Raw genomic sequence first — 19,066 nt, 5'->3', positions numbered from 1 at the left:
CTCCGTGTCAGCGCAGGCCGAGGCCGCGCGCGATCATGCCGCGCAGGATCTCGCGCGTGCCGCCGCGCAGCGAATAGGACGGCGCCACCTGGCTGACGTAGGCCAGGGTGCGGTACAGCGCGCCGTCGGCGGCGAGGTGGGCGTCGTCGCCCAGCGCGGCCTCCGCCAGCGCGGGGATGGACTGCTCGAATTCGGTGCCGAGGTCCTTGACCAGCGCGGCTTCCACCACCGGGCTCTCGCCCGCGGCCAGCCGCGCCGTGACCGCCAGCGACATGGTGCGCAGCACCGCCAGCCGCGCGGCCAGCCGGCCGATGGTGGCGGTGTCGCGCCGCGCCGCCGGCGCGCGCCGCAGCGCGGCGATCCAGGCGTCGAGCAGCACCACGCTGGAGTACAGGCGCTCCGGCCCGCTGCGCTCGAAGGCCAGCTCGGCGTTGACCTGTTCCCAGCCGCTGCCCTCCTTGCCCACCAGCGCGTCGGCCGGCAGCGGCACGTCCTCGAAGCTGACCTCGGAGAAATGCGCGTCGCCGGCGAGGTCGTGGATCGGGCGCACCGTCACGCCCGGCGCGGACAGGTCCACGATCACCTGCGACAGGCCGCGCTGGCGGTCCTCCGCGGCGCCGGAGGTGCGCACCAGCGCCAGCATGTAGTGGCAGCGGTCGGCGTTGGTGGTCCAGATCTTGCGCCCGTTCAGGCGCCAGCCGCCGTCGGGCTGCGGCACCGCGCGCGTGGCCACGCTGGCCAGGTCCGAGCCGGAATTGGGCTCGCTCATGCCGATGCAGAAGAAGGCCTCGCCGCGGCAGATGCGCGGCAGGTAGAAGGCTTTCTGCGCGTCGCTGCCGTAGCGCAGGATCAGCGGCCCGCTCTGGCGGTCGGCGATCCAGTGCGCCGACACCGGCGCGCCGCAGGCCAGCAGTTCCTCCACCAGCACGAAGCGCGAGAACGGATCGAGCCCGGCGCCGCCGTACTGCGCCGGCAAGGTGATGCCGACCCAGCCGCGCCGCGCCAGCGCGCGGCTGAAGCCGGCGTCGAAGCCCATCCACGAGCGTGCCCGCCGCTCGGGCGGCAGCGGCGGCAGGTACTCGGCCAGGAACGCTTGCACCTCGCGCCGGAAAGCCGCCGCCCCGGGGGGCAGGGCGGTGAGCTCAAAGGTATCGATCAGGGAAGTCAAGGTCGGTCTCCGTGGATGCGCGAAGGCGGCGCCGCGCTCAGTCGAGCGTCACGCCGGAGTCCTTCACCACTTTCTGCCAGCGCTGGATCTCCTGCGCCAGGTAGCGGCCGTAGGCGTCCGCGCTGCTGCCGCGCGGCTCGGCGCCCTGCGCCGCCAGGCTGGCGCGCACGTCGGGCGCGGCCAGCGCCTTCTGCGCGGCGGCGTTGAGCTTGTGGATCACCTCGGGCGGGGTCTTGGCCGGCACCAGCATGCCTTGCCACGCGCCCACCTCGAAGCCGGGCATGACGGTCTCGGCCACGGTCGGCACGTCCGGCAACTGCGAGCTGCGCGACATGCTGGTGACGGCCAGCGCCTTCATGCGCTTGTCGCGGATGAACGGCAGCGAGGAATTGATGGTGTCGGTCATGAACTGCACCTGGCCGCCGGCGAGGTCGGTCAGCGCCGGCGCGCTGCCCTTGTACGGCGCGTGCACCGCCGACAGCCCGTTGGCCTGCAGGAACAGGAAGGCCGCCAGGTGCGTGACGTTGCCGTTGCCGGCCGAGCCGTAGGTCAGCTTGCCCGGGTTGGCCTTGAGGTAGCGGATGAACTCGTCGAGGCTGGCCGCCGGCACCTGCGCGTTGACCTCCAGCACCAGCGGCACCATCGCCGTCATCGCCACCGGCGCAAAGTCGCGCTTCACGTCGTAGGACAGCTTCTTGTACAGCGCCGGGCTCAGCGCGATCGACGAGGTGTTGTACAGCACCGTGTAGCCGTCCGCCGGCGACTTGGCCACCAGCTCGGCGGCGATGTTGCCGTTGGCGCCGGGGCGGTTGTCCACCAGCACCTGCTGGCCGAGCTCCTCCGACATCTTGCGGGCGATCACGCGCGACACCAGGTCGGTCGGCCCGCCCGGCGGGAACGGCACCACCAGCCTGACCGGGTGCGCGGGATAGCCGTCCGCTGCCCCGGCCGCGTTCGCCGCGCCGGCGGCCATGCCGAGCGCCAGCAGCGCGGACGCCAGCGGCAGCGCCAGGCGCGCCAGCCGGTTGCGGCGCTTGTCGTGGTGGGTCTTGTGGTCTTGTTGTTGTGATTTCATCTGTCTCCTCCGGTGCGGCCGCTACCGCCCGGCCAGCAGGCGCCGGGCGGTATAGGTCATGACGCGCTCGTTGCGCTGGTTGAATACCTCGATGGTCGAGTCCACCACCGCGCGGCCGTTGCGCGAGGTGGGGCGGATGCCGTCCACGGTGACAGTGGCCCAGATCGTGTCGCCCACCACCACCGGCGCCAGGATCTTCTGCGTGAGTTCGAGCATGGCCAGCCCGGTGCCCTGGATCATGGTCTGCAGGATGAAGCCCTCGATCAGCGTGTAGGTCAGCGCGGCCGGCACGGGGCGGCCCTGGATGGCGCCGCCCTCGTAGCCCTTCTCGATGAAGATGGCCTCCAGCATGCCCGTGACCGAGACGAAGTTGACCAGGTCGGTCTCCGTCAAGGTGCGGCGGAAGGTCTGGAAGGCCTGGCCTTCCTTGATGTCCTGCCAGTAAAAGCCCTGGCCCAGGCGGGGGAGTTGGGTATGCGGCACGGCGTCTCCTGGTGATGGCCGGCGCGTATGGCCGGCATGCCTAATGTTAGAAGTGGCTGGTGTGGAAAGCAGGCGGGCGCCGTCCGGGCGGCGCCGCGGGTCCGGCGCCGGGGCGTGCCACGGCATTCACGTCCCGGTGCCCGGCGCGCAGTAGGCCGCGCCGGCCTGCGCGAGCGCGTCGATCTGCGCGTCGTCGAGGCCCGCCTCGGCCAGCAGGCCGCGCGTATGCTCGCCCAGGCGCGGCGGCATGGCCGGCCGCGCGCGCTCGCCGTCGAAGCGCACCGGCGCGCCGGCAAAGCGCAGCGTGCCCATGACCGGGTCGTCCAGCGTGGCGAAGAAGCCGGTGGCGCGCAGGTGCGGGTCGTCGACGAGGTCGGCCAGCTCGTTGACGCGCGCCACCGGGATCTGCAGCGTCTCGCACAGCGCCAGCCAGTCCTCGGTGGTGCGCGCGCGCACGATCTCGCCGGTCAGCTCGTAGAGCGTCTCGATATGCCGCGTGCGCGCGGCGATGCCGTCGAAGCGCGCGTCCGCCGCCAGGTCCGGGCGGCCGGCGGCGCGGAAGAAGTCGCGCCAGTGCGCATCGGTGTACGGCATCATGCAGACGTGGCCGTTGGCGGTCTGGTAGGGCCGGCGCAGCGGCGCCAGCACGCGCGGGTAGCCGGTCGGGCCGCGCGGCGGCTCGAACTGCTGGCCGTACAGGTGCTCGACCAGGTTGAAGGCCGCCATCGACTCGAACATCGGCACTTCCACCAGCGCGCCCTTGCCGCCGTTGCGCTCGCGCCCGGCCAGCGCCGCCGCGATCGACAGCGCCGCCACCAGCCCGCTGGTCTTGTCGGCGGCGATGGTGGGGAAATAGCGCATGGTGCCGGTCTGCGCGGCCATCAGCGCGGCATTGCCGGACAGGCCCTGGATGATGTCGTCGTAGGCCGGGCGGCCGCCGTAGGGGCCGTCCTCGGCGAAGCCGAGCAGGCTCACGTAGACCAGGCGCGGATGGCGCGCCATCACGGCGGCGGGGTCCAGCCCCAGCCCGGCCAGCTTCTGCGGGCGCATGCTGTGCACCAGCACGTCGGCGCCGGCCAGCAGCCGCTCCAGCGCGGCCTGCGCGGCGGGCTGCTTGAGGTTGAGCGCCACGCTCTTCTTGCTGCGGTTGACGCCGAGGAAGATGGCCGACATGCCGTCCTCGGCGGCCGGCCCCGTGCGCCGCGTGGAGTCGCCCTCGGGCGGCTCCACCTTGATCACTTCGGCCCCGAGGTCGGCCAGCCACTGGCTGGCGTAGGGGCCCATCACGACCGTGGAAAGGTCGATCACGCGCACGCCTGAAAGGGGCAACATGCTGGGCGGTCTCCTGATCTGTCTTGTTCTGTTCTTGTATTCGCGCCGCCGGGGCGGGCCGGCAGCGGATGGCACAGAGTAGATCAGCGGGGCCTTTGCGTCTAATATTAGATTTTTAGTATCCGATATTCAGAACATATCAACGTGGATCTCCGCCAGCTACAGCAGTTCGTTGCCCTCGCCGAGACCGGCAACTTCCACCGCGCGGCCGAGCGCCTGCACATGGCGCAGCCGCCCCTGTCGATCTCGATCCGCAAGCTGGAGGATTCGCTCGGCACGCCGCTGTTCGTGCGCACCTCGCGCGGCGTGCGCCTCACGCAGGCCGGCGAGGCCGCGCTGCACGACGCGCGCCGCGCGCTGTTCCATGCCGCGCAGGCGCGCGCCGCGGCGGTGGCCGCGGCCCACGGCGAGCGCGGCGCGCTGCGCGTGGGCTTCGTCGGCTCGGCCACCTACGCGCTGCTGCCCCGACTGATTCCCGCCTTCCGCGCGGCCCATCCCGGCATCGAGCTGATCCTGCACGAGTCCACCTCGGCGTCGATCCTGGACCGGCTCGAGCGCCACCAGCTCGACGCCGGGCTGGTGCGCTTCCCGATCCTGAACGCGGGCGGCTACGCGCTGATGCCGCTGGAGACCGACGAGTTCGTCGCCGCGGTGCCGGCCGACAGCCGCTTCGCGCAGCACGACGCCATCGCCCTCAAGGCGCTGGCCGGCGAGCCCTTCATCATGCATCCGAGCGCGGACGTGCCCAACCTGCAGGCCATCGCCATGCTGCTGTGCCAGCAGGCCGGCTTCGTGCCGCGCGTGACGCAGGAGGCGGTGCAGGTGCAGACCATCATCAGCCTGGTGGAAAGCGGGCTGGGCGTGGCCCTGGTGCCCAGCGTGGCGGCGCGCTACGTCAACCGCCGCGTGCGCTTCCTGCGCCTGAGCAGCCCGCGCCCGGCCGCGCGCATCGGCATCGCGCTGGCCACGCCGGCCGACAGCGACGACCGCCAGGTGCAGCGGCTGATGGCGGTGGCGCGGGAGACGGCGGGGACAGGAACCGGAACCGGGACAGGAATGGGCGCAGGGGCGGGCGCGGCGGCCTAGGACTGCCGCACGACCCGCTCCAGCGCCACGCCCGGCAGCAGGTGCAGCAGCCGCACCAGTTCGCTCTGGCGATGCGTGCCGGTCTTGCGCAGGATGTCGCGGATGTGCACGCGCACGGTGTGGGGCGAGACGAACTCGCGCTCGGCGATCTCGTTGAGGGTCGCGCCGGCGGCCAGCCGGATGGCGACCAGGCTCTCCTTGCGCGACAGGCCGAACAGCGAGGTCAGCACCGCGCTGTCGAGCACCGAGCGCGACTCGGAATTGCCCATCAGCACCATCGCGAACGGCAGTTGCCACGGCCCTTCCACGGGCTGGCGCGAGACCAGCGGCAGCACGATGATGGGCACCGGCTGGCCGCCCGAGGTGATGTGCATCCACGAGCCCGCCGCCGGCCCGCCGCCGTGGGGCTGCATGGCGCGCTCGAGCAGCCTGCCCAGCGTGGCGTGCAGCGCCGGCTCGCGCGCGTGGAACACGCCGTTGTCCAGCGCCAGGTGGCTGTCGGCCTGCACCAGCGCCTCGGCCCAGACGTTGGCGTAGCGCACGCGCATGTCGGCCTGCAGCACCATCACGCCGAAGTCGAGCGTGTCGAGCCCGGCCAGCCCGAGCGCGGCCAGGCCGCTGAGCTCCATGTTGCGCTGCTGCATGCGCGCCGCGCGCGCCCAGTGCGGCAGCACCCGCGCGAGGCGGCTGCGGCGGCGCGCGGCGCCGTCGGCGCTGTCGAAGCGTCCGTCCGGGCGCGGGCCGGCGCCGGCGCCGCCCATCAGCACGCACACCTCGCTGGTGTCGAGCAGCCGCACGCCGCGCTCGAGGTCGGCGCCGTGGGCGGGCACGTAGCACGACGCGCCCTGCGCGCCGCAGGCATGCGCGTCCGCGAGCGCGCGCGCGGGCCGGCTGGCCAGCACGCGCAGCGGCTCGGGCACGTAGGCGCCCTGCGCCGAGAAGCAGCCGTGCGGGGTCACGCCGAGGCGCGCCTGCCCGGCAAGCTTGTCCCAGACCAGGTAGTGCGGGCTTTCGGTGCCGGTATAGCGCGAGAACAGGCCGAGCGCCGCCGGCATGGCCGTGACGTCGAGCGCGGACTCGTAGATCGAATCGATCAGGCGGTGGAAATCCTCATCCGCCGACGGCTGTTCTCCCATGTTGTTCTCCCCGGTGGCTATTGCCAATGCGACGGATGCGTCCTGGCGCTTTATTTTTGGTTCTCCGGCAGGGCTGGCTCGTGCTGGCCGGCTCCGGTGCAATGCGGGTTGCCCGGACGGGTGCGGCCCGTTTCGCCCCGGGGTTTTCGTCCCGGGCGAAGGCTGGGCAGCCCCGCGTTACCGCGTTGCGGCATTATGCGCATCGGTGCATGACTTCGCAAACGGCGACTGTTGTTTCCCGATGCGCGGCGTGGATTTTCAGCGCTGAAATGTATCCCCGGGCGAACATCGGCGCCGCCGGCCGGGGCCATGCGTACCCGTTTCTGCGTGCCCGCGCCGGCGCGCTTCAGCCCGGCCCGGGCGCGCCCGCCGCTTCCGCTGCCCCCGCCACCACGCCCGCCGCCCCTGCCGCCCCTGCCGCGCCGGCCTGCGCGGCCCCGGCGCCGTCCGCCGGCGCGCCGCCTTCGACCTGCACCGTCACGCGCTGCGTCGCCATGCTGATGCCGTTCTGGTCGAACTTGCGTTTGAGGCGCAGGTTGAACGCGCGCGTGATGTCGGCCTGCATCAGCGGCCGCGTCTTGAACTGCGCCAGCACCACCGAGCCGTTCGGATCGAAGCGGTCCAGGCCGAGCACGTCGAGCCCGGACAGCAGGTTGCGCGCATGGCGGAAATCGCGCGCAATCTCGTTGCCGGTCTCGCGGATCAGCTCCAGCGCGCGGTCGAGATCGCTGCCGTAGGCCACGCCGATGCTGAACACCGCGTAGGCGTAGCCGCGCGACAGGTTCTTGATGGCCTTGATCTGGCTGTACGGCAGCGTGTGCAGCGCGCCCTTGCCGTCGCGCAGCTTGACGGTGCGGATGGTCATGGCCTCCACCGTGCCGGCGTGGTCGGGCAGCTCCACCGAGTCGCCGATGGCGATGGAGTCCTCGATCACGATGAATAGCCCGGTGATCAGGTCCTGCACCAGGCTCTGCGCGCCGAAGCCGATCGCCAGGCCGACCACGCCGGCGCCGGCCAGCAGCGGCGTCACGTTGACGCCGAGGTTGGCCAGCACCACGATCAGCGTGAGCACCAGCAGCGTCACGAACAGCGCGTTGCGCACCAGCGGCAGGATGGTCTTGGCGCGCAGGCTCGGCTGCGCGCCGCGGCCGTGCGCCGGCGCCAGCGTCTGCGTGATGGCGGTGTCGATGATCAGCCACAGCAGCCACGCCAGCAGCACCGTGGCGGTCACGCTGAACACCGCCTCGCCGATGCGCCGGCCCAGCGGCGACGACTCCGCGATCGCCAGCAGCGAGGTGCCCCAGATGCGGCTGCCGAGCTCGAAGTACGCCACCCAGATCAGCACCCGCACCACCGCGGTGGCAAAGCGCCAGAAGCGCGCGATGTAGGCCGAGCGCTGGCGGTCGCGCAGGCGCGGCGCGCGCCGCGAGGCCTTGGGCGAGCGCCCGCTCACCAGCGTCAGCAGCAGCGCCGCCACGAACAGCGCGACCGAGGCCACGGTGCGGCGCAGGAACACGTCGGCGTTGCCGGTGGCCATGATGGTGCCCGCCACCGAGGCCAGCACCACCGCCAGCACCGGCAGGTGCCAGGTCGCGCCCACCACGCGCAGCAGGTCCATCACCGTGGGGTGCGCCTGGCGGAAGGCCAGCGGCCGGTTGGCGATGATCTGCCCGACCTGGCGCCGGAAGCGCAGCGCGAAGCAGCCGATCAGCAGCGCCGCGGCGATGTTGGCCACGGTGGAGACCAGCGCCGACAGGTTGGTGCCGAGCGCGCCGACCACGCGCGCGTCGTTGGCCACGTCGCCCAGCGCGGCGAGCGCGCCGGTGGCGAACAGCAGGCCGCGCGAATGCCGCAGCAGGTCGCGCACCGCGTGCGCGCGGTGGGCCGAGCTGAACAGCGCGAAGATGACCTGGCACACCGCGCCGAGCACCGCGCCGGCCACCACCGAATAGGCGAGCACCATGCCGGCCACGCTGGCCGGCGAGCGCTTGAAGACGCTGATGGACAGCAGCATGGCCAGGCCGAAGGCCAGCGCCCACGGTATCACCCGGCGCAGCATGTACAGCGCCACGTCGATCCACGACGGCACCGCCGGCAGCTCGGCGCGCGGGGTGTGCTGCGCGAGCCGGTGGCGCACGCGCTTGCCGAGCTCCCACAGCAGCCAGCCGGCCACGAACCACGCGGCCAGCACGGTGGCGAATTCCCCCAGCGACCGCGAGGCCGGCCGGCTGCCGCCCACGGTCAGCGCCGTCCGCCATTCCTCGTCGGCGAAGCCGGCGCGCCAGCGCCAGTAGTGCCACGGGCCCCGGTCCTTGCGCAGCTTGTCGTCGAGATGGTCGACCACCTCGGCCAGCGCGCCCAGCAGGCCCGGCTGCGGCGCCGAGGCCGCGCTGGCCGGCGCCACGCCCTGGCGCAGCACCTGCAGCTGCTCGACCAGCGCCGTGCGGTCCTTGTCGCTCTGCAGCGTGGTGATGACCTGGTCGAGCGACTGCGCGAGCGGCTCGCTGGCCGCCGGCTGGGACGCCGGCGCGGCGGGGGTCGCCACGGCCGCCGCCAGCGCGGCCAGCGCCGGGTTTGCCGCGCCCGCCGCCGGCAGCGGCCAGGCGCACGCCAGCGCCAGCCACAGCGCCGCCAGCAGCCGTGCCGCGAGGGGGATCGACAATCGGTTCGGGAACTTCATCGCCATGGCGTGAAAGCGCATGAAAGCGCGCGGAGGCGCGGGAAGGACGAGCGGCGTTGGGGGAGCGGCGGACATGGCTGACACTGTAGCGCATTGCCCCGCCGGCATGCCTTGCCGCCTGGGCCGCCGGCGTCACACCGGGCCGGCGTCAACGCAAGTGCCGCGCGGGCCGTTGAGTGGGGTATCGCGCATGGCCGGGCCATGCGCCGGACCATGCGCCGGGTTATGGCCGCGTGCCGTCTTCCGTGCAGTCGCCGCTTCGCTGTCCGCTTCGTTGTCCGCTTCGTTGTCCGCTTCGCTGTCGTTTCGCCGTCGTTTCCGCTGTTCCCAATGGCATTGTCATCGCAGGAGCCCGTCATGTCCGCCACGAAAGCCAGGAAGTCCGCCGTCGCCGTTCCCGCCCGCGCAGCGCGGCAAGCGCTGCTCATGCGCCTGGGCCTGCCCATGCTGCTGGCCGCCGCCTTCTGCGTTTCCGTGCCGCTGCTGGCGCGCGCGCAGGCGCCGGCCGGGCAGGCGCCCACCGGCGTGTGCAAGGACGGCAGCAATTATTTCGGCGCCACCAAGAAGGGCGCCTGCGCCGGCCACGGCGGCGTGAAGGAATGGCACGGCCCGGCTGCCGCCAGCGCGCCGGTGGCGGCAGCGCCCGCGCCGGCCGCCGCGCCTGCGCCCGCACCCGCGCCCGCCGCGGCCAGGCCGGCGCCGCCCGCTGCCGCCGCGCCCGCCGCCGCTCCGGCCGGCGCGGCCGGTCAGGTCTGGGTCAACAAGAGCTCCAAGACCTATCACTGCGCCGGCTCGCGCTGGTACGGCAAGACCAAGAACGGCGCTTACATGAGCGAGTCGCAGGCCACCGCGCAAGGCTTCCACGCCGACCACGGCAAGGCATGCGGCTGACGCCGCGGGAGCCGGGGCCATGCATCTGATCTGGGTCGTCCTGATCGGCTTTCTCGCCGGGCTGGCGGCGCGCATCCTCACGCCCGGGCGCGGGCCGCGCGGCTTCGTCCTGACCGCCGTGCTCGGCATCGTCGGCTCGCTTGCCGCGACCCTCCTCGGCCAGGCGCTCGGCTGGTACCGGCCGGGCCAGTCGGCGGGCTTCGTCGGCGCCGTGCTCGGCGCCGTCATCCTGCTCGCGCTCTACCACCTCGCCACCAGGCGCGACTGACGCCGCCGCGAGGCGCGCACCTGCGCGCACCACGCATCCGCGCATTCGTCGCTTCCGACGATGCGTGCGATGCCGTCATCCCCGAATCTCCATACCACGCCGCGCGGGCCGCATCGCCGTCCGCCGGGCCGACGCTTGCGCGCCGCCGCGCAAGCCTTTCGCAAGACAGCAGACAACGTGGAGACGAGATGGAACTCGATGCATCGGTAACGGCAGTGATCACGGGCGGCGCTTCGGGCCTGGGCGAGGCGACCGCGCGCGCGCTGGCCGCGCAGGGCGTGCGCGTGGCGCTGTTCGACCTCAACGCGGAAAAGGGCGAGGCGCTCGCGCGCGAGCTGGGCGGCGTGTTCTGCCAGGTCAACGTGACCTCGGAGTCCGAGGTCGAAGCCGGTTTCGCCAGGGCGCGCGCCGCGCTCGGGCAGGAGCGCATCCTGGTCAACTGCGCCGGCACCGGCAACGCCATCAAGACCGCCTCGCGCGCCAAGGAAGCGCCGGACCAGATCCGGTTTTTTCCGTCCGACGCGTTCGAGCGCATCATCCAGATCAACCTGATCGGCTCGTTCCGCTGCCTGGCGCGCTCGGCCGCCGGCATGCTCACGCTCGACGCGCGCGACGGCGACCGCGGCGTCATCATCAACACCGCCTCGGTGGCGGCGCAGGACGGCCAGATGGGGCAGGCCGCGTATTCCGCGTCGAAGGCCGGCGTGGTCGGCATGACGCTGCCCATCGCGCGCGACCTGGCCGGCGAAGGCATCCGCGTCAACACCATCCTGCCCGGCATCTTCAACACGCCGCTGCTGCAAGGCGCGCAGGAGCACGTCAAGGCCGCGCTGGCCGCCTCGGTGCCGTTCCCCAAGCGGCTCGGCCAGCCCGCGGAATTCGCCTCGCTGGCGCTGGAGATGTGCCGCAACAGCTATTTCAACGGCGAGTCGGTCCGGCTCGACGGCGCCATCCGCATGGCGCCGCGCTGAGCGGCCGCGCGCCACGAGAAAAAAACCGGAAGCGCGCGCCGCTGGCGGCAACGGCGCGCGTGCCCGGCAAGACCGGGAGAAGGAGACGCCGATGGACTTCAGTCATCTGAGCACCCTGCCGCACGCCGTGCGCCATTTCGCGCGGCGGCGGCCGGACGCGGTGGCCTATGCGTTCGAAGGCCGGCTGACCACCTACGCCGAGTTCGAGCGCCACACCGACAGCGTGGCGCAGGCGCTGGCCGCGGCCGGCGTCGGCCCGGGCGAGCGCATCGGCTACGTCGGCAAGAACAGCGACCACTACTTCGAGCTGCTGCTCGGCGCGGCCAAGGCCGGCGCGGTGATGGCGCCGGCAAGCTGGCGCCTGGCGCCGCCCGAGGTGGAATACATCGTCGGCCACGCCGATGCCGTGCTGCTGTTCGTGGGGCCGGAGTCGGCGCCGATGATGCGCCAGCTGCTGCCGTCGCTGCCGCTGGTGCGCGGCGTGATCGCGATGGAAGGCGGCGAGCCCGGCTGGCCGGCCTACCCGGACTGGCGCGACGCGCACGCGCCCGTGCCGGTGGCGCACCGGCCCGCCGCGCACGACGTGGTGCTGCAGCTCTATACCTCGGGCACCACGGGCCGTCCCAAGGGCGCCATGCTGACCCACCGCAACCTCACCTACGGCACCGAGGCCAGCGAGCGCGCCGGCCTCGCGTGGTCATGCTGGACCGACGACGACGTCTCGCTGGTGGCGATGCCGGTGGCGCACATCGGCGGCTCCGGCTGGGGCCTGCGCAACCTGCTCGCGGGCGCGCGCGGCGTGGTGGCGCGCGAGTTCGATCCCGCCGCGGTGCTCGATTTCTTCGAGCGCGAGCGCATCAGCAAGCTGTTCCTGGTGCCCGCCGCGATGCAGTTCGTGCTGCGCGACCCGCGCGCGCGCAGCGTCGACTACACGCGCCTCAAGACGCTGCTGTACGGCGCCGCGCCGATCCCCGCCGCGCTGCTGCGCGAAGGCATCGCGGTGTTCGGCTGCGGCTTCGCGCAGCAGTACGGCATGACCGAGACCACCGGCACCGTGGTGGCGCTGCCGCCCGAGGACCACACCACCGACGACGTGCCGCGCATGCGCGCCGCCGGCAAGCCGCTGCCCGGCGTGGAGGTGGCGGTGGTGGACTGGGAAGGCCGCCGCCTGCCGCCCGGCGAGGTAGGCGAGCTGATGATCCGCTCGCCGCAGAACATGGCCGGCTACTGGAAGCAGCCCGACGAGACCGCGCGCACCATCGACGCCGACGGCTGGCTGCGCACCGGTGACGCCGGTTATCTCGACGCCGACGGCTACGTCTACATCCACGACCGGGTCAAGGACATGATCATCAGCGGCGGCGAGAACGTCTACCCGGCCGAAGTGGAAAGCGCCATCTACGGCCACCCGCAGGTGGCCGACGTAGCCGTGATCGGCGTGCCCGACGAGAAATGGGGCGAGGCGGTCAAGGCCATCGTCGTGCCGCGCGCGGGCGTGGCGCCCGAGCGCGACAGCATCGTGGCGTGGGCGCGCGAGCGGCTGGCCGGCTTCAAGGTGCCCAAGAGCATCGAGTTCGTCGACGCGCTGCCGCGCAATCCGTCCGGCAAGCTGCTGCGCCGCAAGCTGCGCGAGCCGTACTGGGAAGGCTACAGCCGCCGCGTCAACTGAAGCCGCCGGCGCCGGGAGTGACGTACCGCTCCCATTTCGCGCCGCGCTGACCCGGCATCGGCGGAACACGTTACGTAACGCGTAACGCCGCGCGCGTGCTGGCCGGCCCGTGGCGCCCATGCCGGTGCCGCGCGCCGGATCTCCCCCATCCCCGCAATGCCTTGCCCGTGGCCGCGCGCCGGCCATCCCGCGCGCGCGCTGCGGGGCGCCCGCGCATGGGCCGGCCGTTGGCACACCGCTTGCAGAATCAGCTTCCGGCAGCGCCGCCGCAAATATCGGTTCAACCGGAATGGCCCGCTGCTTTCAACGGAAGCAGATGAAAGCGGAAACCATGATGAGCGGCAATGACCGGGGCGGCATGACCGCCTTGCTGATGGAAGACAACCCGCTGCTGCGGCTGGGCCTGCAGCGCACGCTCGGCAACGTCGCGGCGCTGGGCGAGGTGATCTGCGTCGAGCCGGCGGAGCTCGCGCTGCTGCCCCGGCGGCTCGACGACATCGCGCTGGTGGTGCTGGGCATGCCGCCGGATCCGGAGCGCGCGCACGCGCTGCTCAGGACCGCGCGCGCGGCGGTCTCGGCGCAGCGCCTGCTGCTGCTCGGCGACGGCGCGCTGCCGCGGCAGGCGCCGCCGCCGACGCAGGACTGGGGCATGTGCGGCTGGCTCGCGCGCACGGCCACGCCGGCCGCGGTGGAGGCGGCCGTGAGCCAGATGCTGGCCGGCGTGCCCGGGCCGCCGGCGGCCCGGCCGGAACCATCCGCTGCCGCGGCGCTGCGCCCGGGCTTGCGCGAGGCGCGGCTGCGCGAGGCGCGCATGCTGCACCTCACGCCGCGGCAGTACGAAGTGCTGGTGTTGTTGTCGCGCGGCTATCCGCTCAAGACGGTGGGGCGGCTGCTCGACATCTCGGTGACCACCGTCAAGAGCCACGTGGCGCTGCTGTACCAGCGTCTGCAGGTCAGCAGCAAGGCCGAAGCGATCCACGCCGCGCGCGAGCGCGGCGCCCGCTTCCCGGCCCTGCGGGGCAGAACCGGCCAGGGCCACCGGCCGGCCCATTGAGGAGAGCAGCATGCGCAACCACATCGTCCGGGACGCGGACATCGCCGCCGCCATCGACGCCACCCTGCTGCGCCGCCGCCAGCAGTTCGACGGCCAGCCCGCCGCCTGGCACGTGCTGTGCGAAGCGGCCCACGTCGCCACGCTGGACGAGCGCGCGCGGCGCGCCTTCGTCGCGCGCGTGGCGGCCAGCCGCGGCGCCGACATCGCCCTGCGCCTGCTGATCAAGGCCGAATCGATCCGGGCGGCGGTGATCGACGCGCTGGAGGCCGGCGCCGAGGTGGAGGGCGGCCAGCCCGCCGCGCCGTTCGCCGAATGCGCCGGCTGCACCGACTGCGAAGACCGGCCGGCGCCCGCCGCCGCCACGCACCTGCCGCCGGGCACCGTGCTGCACTGAACGGCGCTGGCCGCCACTCGCGGCGGCCTGTCTTGCCGCACCGCACCACCGCGTTCGCCGCCGGTTTGTTCATCCCTGGTCTGCTGCTGGTTCTGCGCCGGTTCGTCGCTTCCGACGATGCCCGCGCGGCGCGCCTGTCCCGACAATGGCGCAGCCATGCCGTGCCGCGCGGTCCCACCGCGCCGGGCCGGCCGTCACGACAGCCAGGAGGGACAAGCCATGCATCCGTACGTCCACGCGCAGCGCTCGCCGGACAAGCCGGCCGTCATCATGAGCGGCGGCGCCGTGCTCACCTACCGCGAGCTCGACGAGCGCTCCAACCAGGTGGCGCGGCTGTTCCGCGACCACGGCCTGCGGCCCGGCGACCGGGTCGCCTTCCTGCTGGAGAACCACGCGCGCCTGTTCGAGCTGTGCTGGGGCGCGCAGCGCTCCGGCCTGGTCTACGTGTGCATCAGCACCCGGCTCAACGTCGAGGACGCGGCCTACATCGTCAACGACAGCGGCGCGCGCCTGCTGGTCAGCTCGCGCGCGCAGGCCGAGGTGGCGCAGGGCGTGGCGGCGCGGGCCCCGGCGCTCGGCGCGCGCCTGATGATGGACGGCGCCGCGCCCGGCTTCGCCGCCTACGAGACCACGCTGGCGCAATATCCCGGCTGGCGCATCGACGACGAGTGCGCCGGCACCGACATGCTGTACTCGTCCGGCACCACCGGCCGCCCCAAGGGCGTGTTCACGCCGCCGGCCGGCCAGCCGATCGACGCGCCGGGCTCGCTGGTGCCGGTGTGCCAGTCGCTCTACGGCTTCGGCCCCGACATGCGCTACCTCTCGCCCGCGCCGCTCTATCACGCCGCGCCGCTGCGCTACAACATGGCCGTGCAGCAGATCGGCGGCACCTCGGTGGTGATGACGCATTTCGACGCGGAGGCGTTCCTCGCGCTGGTGGCCCGGCACCGCATCACCCACACGCAGGTGGTGCCAACCATGTTCTCGCGCCTGCTCAAGCTGCCCGAGGCGGTGCGCCGGGCCCACGACGTCTCGTCGCTGCGCTTCGCCGTGCATGCCGCCGCGCCGTGCCCGGTCGCGGTCAAGGAACAGATGATCGACTGGTGGGGACCCATCATCTGGGAGTACTACGCCGGCACCGAAGGCAACGGCTCCACCGCGGTCGGCTCGCCCGACTGGATCGCCCACAAGGGCACCGTGGGCCGCGCCTCGCTCGGCGAGCTGCGCATCTGCGACGACAGCGGCGCGCTGCTGCCGCCGGGCCAGCCCGGCACCATCTACTTCGCCGGCGGGCGCCGGTTCGTCTATCACAACGACCCCGGCAAGACCGCGCAGTCGCGCCACCCGCAGCACGACGACTGGACCACGCTCGGCGATATCGGCTACGTGGACGAGGAAGGCTATCTCTACCTGACCGACCGCAAGGCCAACATGATCATCTCCGGCGGCGTCAACATCTACCCGCAGGAAGCGGAGAACCTGCTGATGACCCATCCCAAGGTGATGGACGTGGCCGTGATCGGCGTGCCCAACGAGGATTTCGGCGAGGAGGTCAAGGCGGTGGTACAGCCGCTCGACATGCGCCTGGCCGGCCCGGCGCTGGCCGAGGAACTGATGGCTTTCTGCCGGGAGCACCTGTCGGGCATCAAGTGCCCGCGCTCGGTGGACTTCGCCCATGAACTGCCGCGCCTGCCTACCGGCAAGCTGCTCAAGCGCCTGCTGCGCGAGCGTTATTGGGCGGGGCGGGAGAACAAGCTGGTGTAGCGGTGCAAGCGGAGCCAACGGTGTTGTCCAGCGTAGCGGCCGGAAACGAAGCCGATGGTTTTTTCCGGCACGCCAGCATTCGCAGGCCCCCGCCCTCTCTCCCGCAAGCGGGAGAGAGGAGCGCGCGCGTCGGCACGCATGGGCCTTGCCCGCGTTTACGCCATAATCAGCCGTTCGATCCACGGCGCATGCGGCGCCGGCAGCCGGCAACCATAAGCCGGAGCGGATCGCGCGGCGCCCGCCTGCGCGGATGCCGCCGCCAACAGGATGACACGGCGAATGGCCACAATCGAGGAGACCAGCGCGGGGCGGCAAGGCGCGGCCCGTGCCGCCACACTGGTGGCGAAGCTGCGCCCGCCCATGCTGACGCCGTTCCAGGTGGAGCGGCGCATGATCTGCGACGCGGTGTGCGCGGCCGGCTTCGTCAAGCTGGTGCTGGTGCGCGCGCCGGCCGGCTTCGGCAAGACCACCGCCATGCTGCAGTGCCGGGCGCGGCTCGATGCCGACGGCGTCGCCACCGCGTGGCTGACGCTGGACCGCGCCGACAACGACGCCACGCGCTTTCTCGGCTCGCTCGAGGCGGCCTTCGCGCAGGTGCTGCGCAAGCGCGGCGAGGCACCGGCCGGGGCGCCGGCCGCGCCGCGCTCGCCGGGCGAGCACGCGCTGGCGCTGATCGACCGCATGGCCGCGCACGACCGGCCTTTCACGCTGTTCCTGGATGACTTCGAGGCGGTGCAGAACGCTGCCGTGGCGGGGCTGGTGTGGCAGGTGGTGGAGCACCTGCCGCCGGGCGGCCGCCTGGTGATCGGCACGCGCTGGGTGCCCGAGTCCGGCCTGGCGCGGCTGCGCGCGCGCGGCGAGCTGCTGGAGATCGAGCCCGCGCAGCTGCGCTTCACCGCCGAGGAGACCGAGGCCTTCCTGCGCGGCGCGCGCGGGCTGTCGCTGCAGCCGGCGGCGGTGTCCACGCTGCACCGGCGCACCGAGGGCTGGGCCACCGCGCTGTGGCTGGCCTCGGTGGCGCTGGAGCGGCGCGGCCAGCCGGATGCCTTCATCGCCGGCTTCTCGGGCTCCGACGCGGCCATCGCCGACTACCTGGTCGAGGACGTCTACCTGCACCTGCCCGAGGCCGTGCGCGTCTTCCTGCTGCGCACCTCCATCCTCGACCAGCTTGGCGGGCCGCTGTGCGATGCCGTGCGCGGCGCCGCCGACAGCGAGGAGATCCTGGCCTGGCTGGAGCGCGCCAACCTGTTCCTGATGCCGCTCGATGGCGAGCGGCACGGTGAGCGCCACGGCGGCGCGGACGGCGCGGCCCATGCCGGCGCGCGCTGGTATCGCTATCACAGCCTGTTCTCCAGCTTCCTGCGCGCGCAGCTCCAGCAGGCCATGCCGGCCGAGGTGCCGGCGCTGCAGATGGCCGCCTCGCGCTGGTACGAGGCGCAGGGCCGGCCCGTGCCCGCCATCGAGCACGCGCTGGCCGCCGGCGCGGTGGCGCACGCGCTGCCGCTGCTGGCCGCGAGCGTGGACGACCTGCTGGCGCAGGGCCGCATGCGCCTGCTCACGCGCTGGCTGGACGCGGTGCCGCCGGCGGAGATGGCGGCCTGGCCCAAGCTGCAGATCGCCCACGTGTGGGCGCTGTCCTTCACGCGCGGCCCGGCCGACGCCATCGCGCTGCTGCAGACCATCCCGCTGGACGGCGCCGAGGGCGACCTGCGCGCCCACGTGCGCGCGCTGCGCCATATGCTGCTCAACATGATGGACCGCTTCGAGGACGCGCGCGCGGCCAGCCGCGACGACCCGCTGCCGCTGCCGATGGGCTATCCGTTTCCGGACTCCATCCTCGCCACCTCGATGGCGCGCATGGCCGCAGTCACCGGCGACTACCGCGAGGCGAGGCGCCTGCTGGGGCTGGCGCGCCAGGTGGTGCGCCGCCCGGACAGCAACTTCAACAAGATCTTCTCCGAGTCGGTGGAGGGGCTGATCGACCTGCGCCAGGGGCGCCTGCAGCAGGCGCTGGCGCGCTTTCGCATCGCCGCCAGCACCATGCTGCCCAACCGCTACGGCCCCACCAACGGCAACGCGATGGCCTGCATCCTGCTGGCCGACGCGCTCTACGAGACCGACGAGCGCGAGCGCGCCGAGCGCCTGCTCAACGTCTACGTGCCGCTGGCGCGCGACCTGGGCCTGCCGGACCAGATCATCAGCGGCCATGTCGTGCTGGCGCGCATCGCCTGCGAGCGCGGCGACGTCGACGGCGCCCACGAATGGCTGGCCGCGCTGGAGCACCTCGGCCACCACCGCGGCCTGCCGCGCCTGGTGCAGGGCGCCATGCTCGAGCGCGCGCGCATCGCCCTGCTGCAAGGCAACGGCCACGCCGCCGGCGAGGCGATCCAGCATGCCGCCGACCCGGCGCTGTGGCGCAGCCGTCCCGGCGCCGGCACCGTCAGTTCCTTCGCCAACGACGTCGAGGACGTGGCCGTGGGCCGCCTGCGCCTGGCCGCCTTCGCCGAGCCCGCCGCGGCGACGCGCGCGGCCATCGCCGCGGAGCTGGCCGCGGCCGGGCAGGCGCAACTGATGCGGCGCGCGCTCAAGCTGCGCATCCTGCTGGCGCTGGCCTGCCAGCGCGCCGGCGAGGCCGCGCAGGCCCAGCAGGTCATGGCCGAGGCGCTGCGCTTCGGCGCGGCCGAGGGGTTCGTGCGCATCTTCGCCGACGAAGGCGCGCAGGCCCGCCGCCTGGCGGCGGAGACCGCCGCGCGCCCGGGCGGCGCGCTGCCGGCGGCCTACCTGGAGCGGCTGCTGCGCGCCTGCGGCGGCGCGCCCGAGACCGGCGCTGCCGGCCGGCCGGCGCGCGGCGACATCCTCGAGCCGCTCACGCCGAAGGAGCACAAGGTGCTGCAACTGCTGGCCGAAGGCTTCTCCAACGTGGCGATGGCCGAGCGCCTGTTCGTCTCGGAAACCACGGTGCGCACGCATCTGCGCAACATCAGTGCCAAGCTGCGCGCCAGCAACCGCACGCAGGCGGTGGCCATCGCCCGGCAACTGGGCCTGCTGTAGCGGCTTGCTGCGGCGGCCCGCCGTGGCGGCCCGCTGTCGCGCGC

The 19,066-nt window shown here is 73.0% G+C and carries 15 protein-coding genes; 9 read left to right on the top strand and 6 right to left on the bottom strand.

Features of this window, described 5'->3' with window-relative positions:
- Positions 1–7: 7 nt before the first annotated feature.
- The 4 genes from KF708C_RS33375 to KF708C_RS33360 form a co-directional block, all read right to left on the bottom strand.
- Positions 8–1,168, bottom strand: a complete 1,161-nt coding sequence (locus tag KF708C_RS33375; RefSeq protein WP_059416088.1) for an acyl-CoA dehydrogenase family protein — start codon at positions 1,166–1,168, stop codon at positions 8–10.
- 37 nt (positions 1,169–1,205) lie between these two features.
- Positions 1,206–2,141, bottom strand: a complete 936-nt coding sequence (locus tag KF708C_RS33370; RefSeq protein ID WP_052166022.1) for a tripartite tricarboxylate transporter substrate binding protein — start codon at positions 2,139–2,141, stop codon at positions 1,206–1,208.
- Positions 2,142–2,264: 123 nt separating this feature from the next.
- Positions 2,265–2,726 carry a MaoC family dehydratase gene (locus tag KF708C_RS33365; protein ID WP_059416084.1) on the bottom strand — a complete coding sequence of 154 codons (462 nt, stop codon included), beginning with the start codon at positions 2,724–2,726 and terminating at the stop codon, positions 2,265–2,267.
- A 126-nt stretch (positions 2,727–2,852) separates the two neighbouring features.
- The gene (locus KF708C_RS33360) at positions 2,853–4,058 is read right to left on the bottom strand and encodes a CaiB/BaiF CoA transferase family protein (protein ID WP_059416079.1); all 1,206 of its coding nucleotides are present in this window, start codon (positions 4,056–4,058) and stop codon (positions 2,853–2,855) included.
- Positions 4,059–4,202: 144 nt separating this feature from the next.
- Here KF708C_RS33360 and KF708C_RS33355 point away from each other — a divergent pair, with 144 nt between their 5' ends.
- A complete protein-coding gene (locus KF708C_RS33355; protein ID WP_059416074.1) occupies positions 4,203–5,144 on the top strand; it encodes a LysR family transcriptional regulator in 942 nt (313 codons plus the stop codon).
- Here the strand turns inward: KF708C_RS33355 and KF708C_RS33350 are convergent.
- Both KF708C_RS33350 and KF708C_RS33345 read right to left on the bottom strand, forming a co-directional pair.
- Positions 5,141–6,280: a helix-turn-helix transcriptional regulator gene (locus tag KF708C_RS33350; RefSeq protein WP_020205996.1), complete on the bottom strand. Its 1,140-nt coding sequence runs from the start codon at positions 6,278–6,280 to the stop codon at positions 5,141–5,143. The genes KF708C_RS33355 and KF708C_RS33350 overlap by 4 nt on opposite strands.
- A 346-nt stretch (positions 6,281–6,626) precedes the next feature.
- Positions 6,627–8,981: a mechanosensitive ion channel family protein gene (locus KF708C_RS33345; protein WP_370552890.1), complete on the bottom strand. Its 2,355-nt coding sequence runs from the start codon at positions 8,979–8,981 to the stop codon at positions 6,627–6,629.
- Positions 8,982–9,386: 405 nt separating this feature from the next.
- Between KF708C_RS33345 and KF708C_RS36220 the strand changes: the two genes are divergently transcribed.
- The 8 genes from KF708C_RS36220 (at position 9,387) to KF708C_RS33305 (ending at position 19,022) form a co-directional block, all read left to right on the top strand.
- A complete protein-coding gene (locus KF708C_RS36220; RefSeq protein WP_059416069.1) occupies positions 9,387–9,851 on the top strand; it encodes a DUF3761 domain-containing protein in 465 nt (154 codons plus the stop codon).
- Positions 9,852–9,870: 19 nt separating this feature from the next.
- Complete coding sequence (locus tag KF708C_RS33335) at positions 9,871–10,119, top strand: GlsB/YeaQ/YmgE family stress response membrane protein (protein ID WP_059416068.1); 249 nt, start codon at positions 9,871–9,873, stop codon at positions 10,117–10,119.
- A 188-nt stretch (positions 10,120–10,307) separates the two neighbouring features.
- The gene (locus KF708C_RS33330) at positions 10,308–11,090 is read left to right on the top strand and encodes an SDR family NAD(P)-dependent oxidoreductase (RefSeq protein ID WP_020423919.1); all 783 of its coding nucleotides are present in this window, start codon (positions 10,308–10,310) and stop codon (positions 11,088–11,090) included.
- Positions 11,091–11,181: 91 nt separating this feature from the next.
- On the top strand, positions 11,182–12,759 hold the full coding sequence (locus KF708C_RS33325) for a fatty acid--CoA ligase (protein WP_059416067.1): 1,578 nt from the start codon (positions 11,182–11,184) through the stop codon (positions 12,757–12,759).
- A 316-nt stretch (positions 12,760–13,075) separates the two neighbouring features.
- Positions 13,076–13,813: a helix-turn-helix transcriptional regulator gene (locus tag KF708C_RS33320; RefSeq protein WP_059416064.1), complete on the top strand. Its 738-nt coding sequence runs from the start codon at positions 13,076–13,078 to the stop codon at positions 13,811–13,813.
- Positions 13,814–13,823: 10 nt separating this feature from the next.
- Complete coding sequence (locus KF708C_RS33315; protein WP_020205377.1) at positions 13,824–14,207, top strand: DUF7696 family protein; 384 nt, start codon at positions 13,824–13,826, stop codon at positions 14,205–14,207.
- 219 nt (positions 14,208–14,426) lie between these two features.
- Positions 14,427–15,971: an AMP-binding protein gene (locus KF708C_RS33310; protein ID WP_020205378.1), complete on the top strand. Its 1,545-nt coding sequence runs from the start codon at positions 14,427–14,429 to the stop codon at positions 15,969–15,971.
- Positions 15,972–16,250: 279 nt separating this feature from the next.
- Positions 16,251–19,022: a LuxR C-terminal-related transcriptional regulator gene (locus KF708C_RS33305; RefSeq protein ID WP_020205379.1), complete on the top strand. Its 2,772-nt coding sequence runs from the start codon at positions 16,251–16,253 to the stop codon at positions 19,020–19,022.
- The last annotated feature ends 44 nt before the right edge of the window (positions 19,023–19,066 follow it).

The organism is Cupriavidus basilensis, from assembly GCF_000876015.1.
In the GTDB taxonomy this organism is placed as follows: domain Bacteria; phylum Pseudomonadota; class Gammaproteobacteria; order Burkholderiales; family Burkholderiaceae; genus Cupriavidus; species Cupriavidus basilensis_B.
The sequence above is the reverse complement of the archived record's forward strand: the minus strand, read 5'-3'. Positions and strand labels throughout refer to the sequence as shown.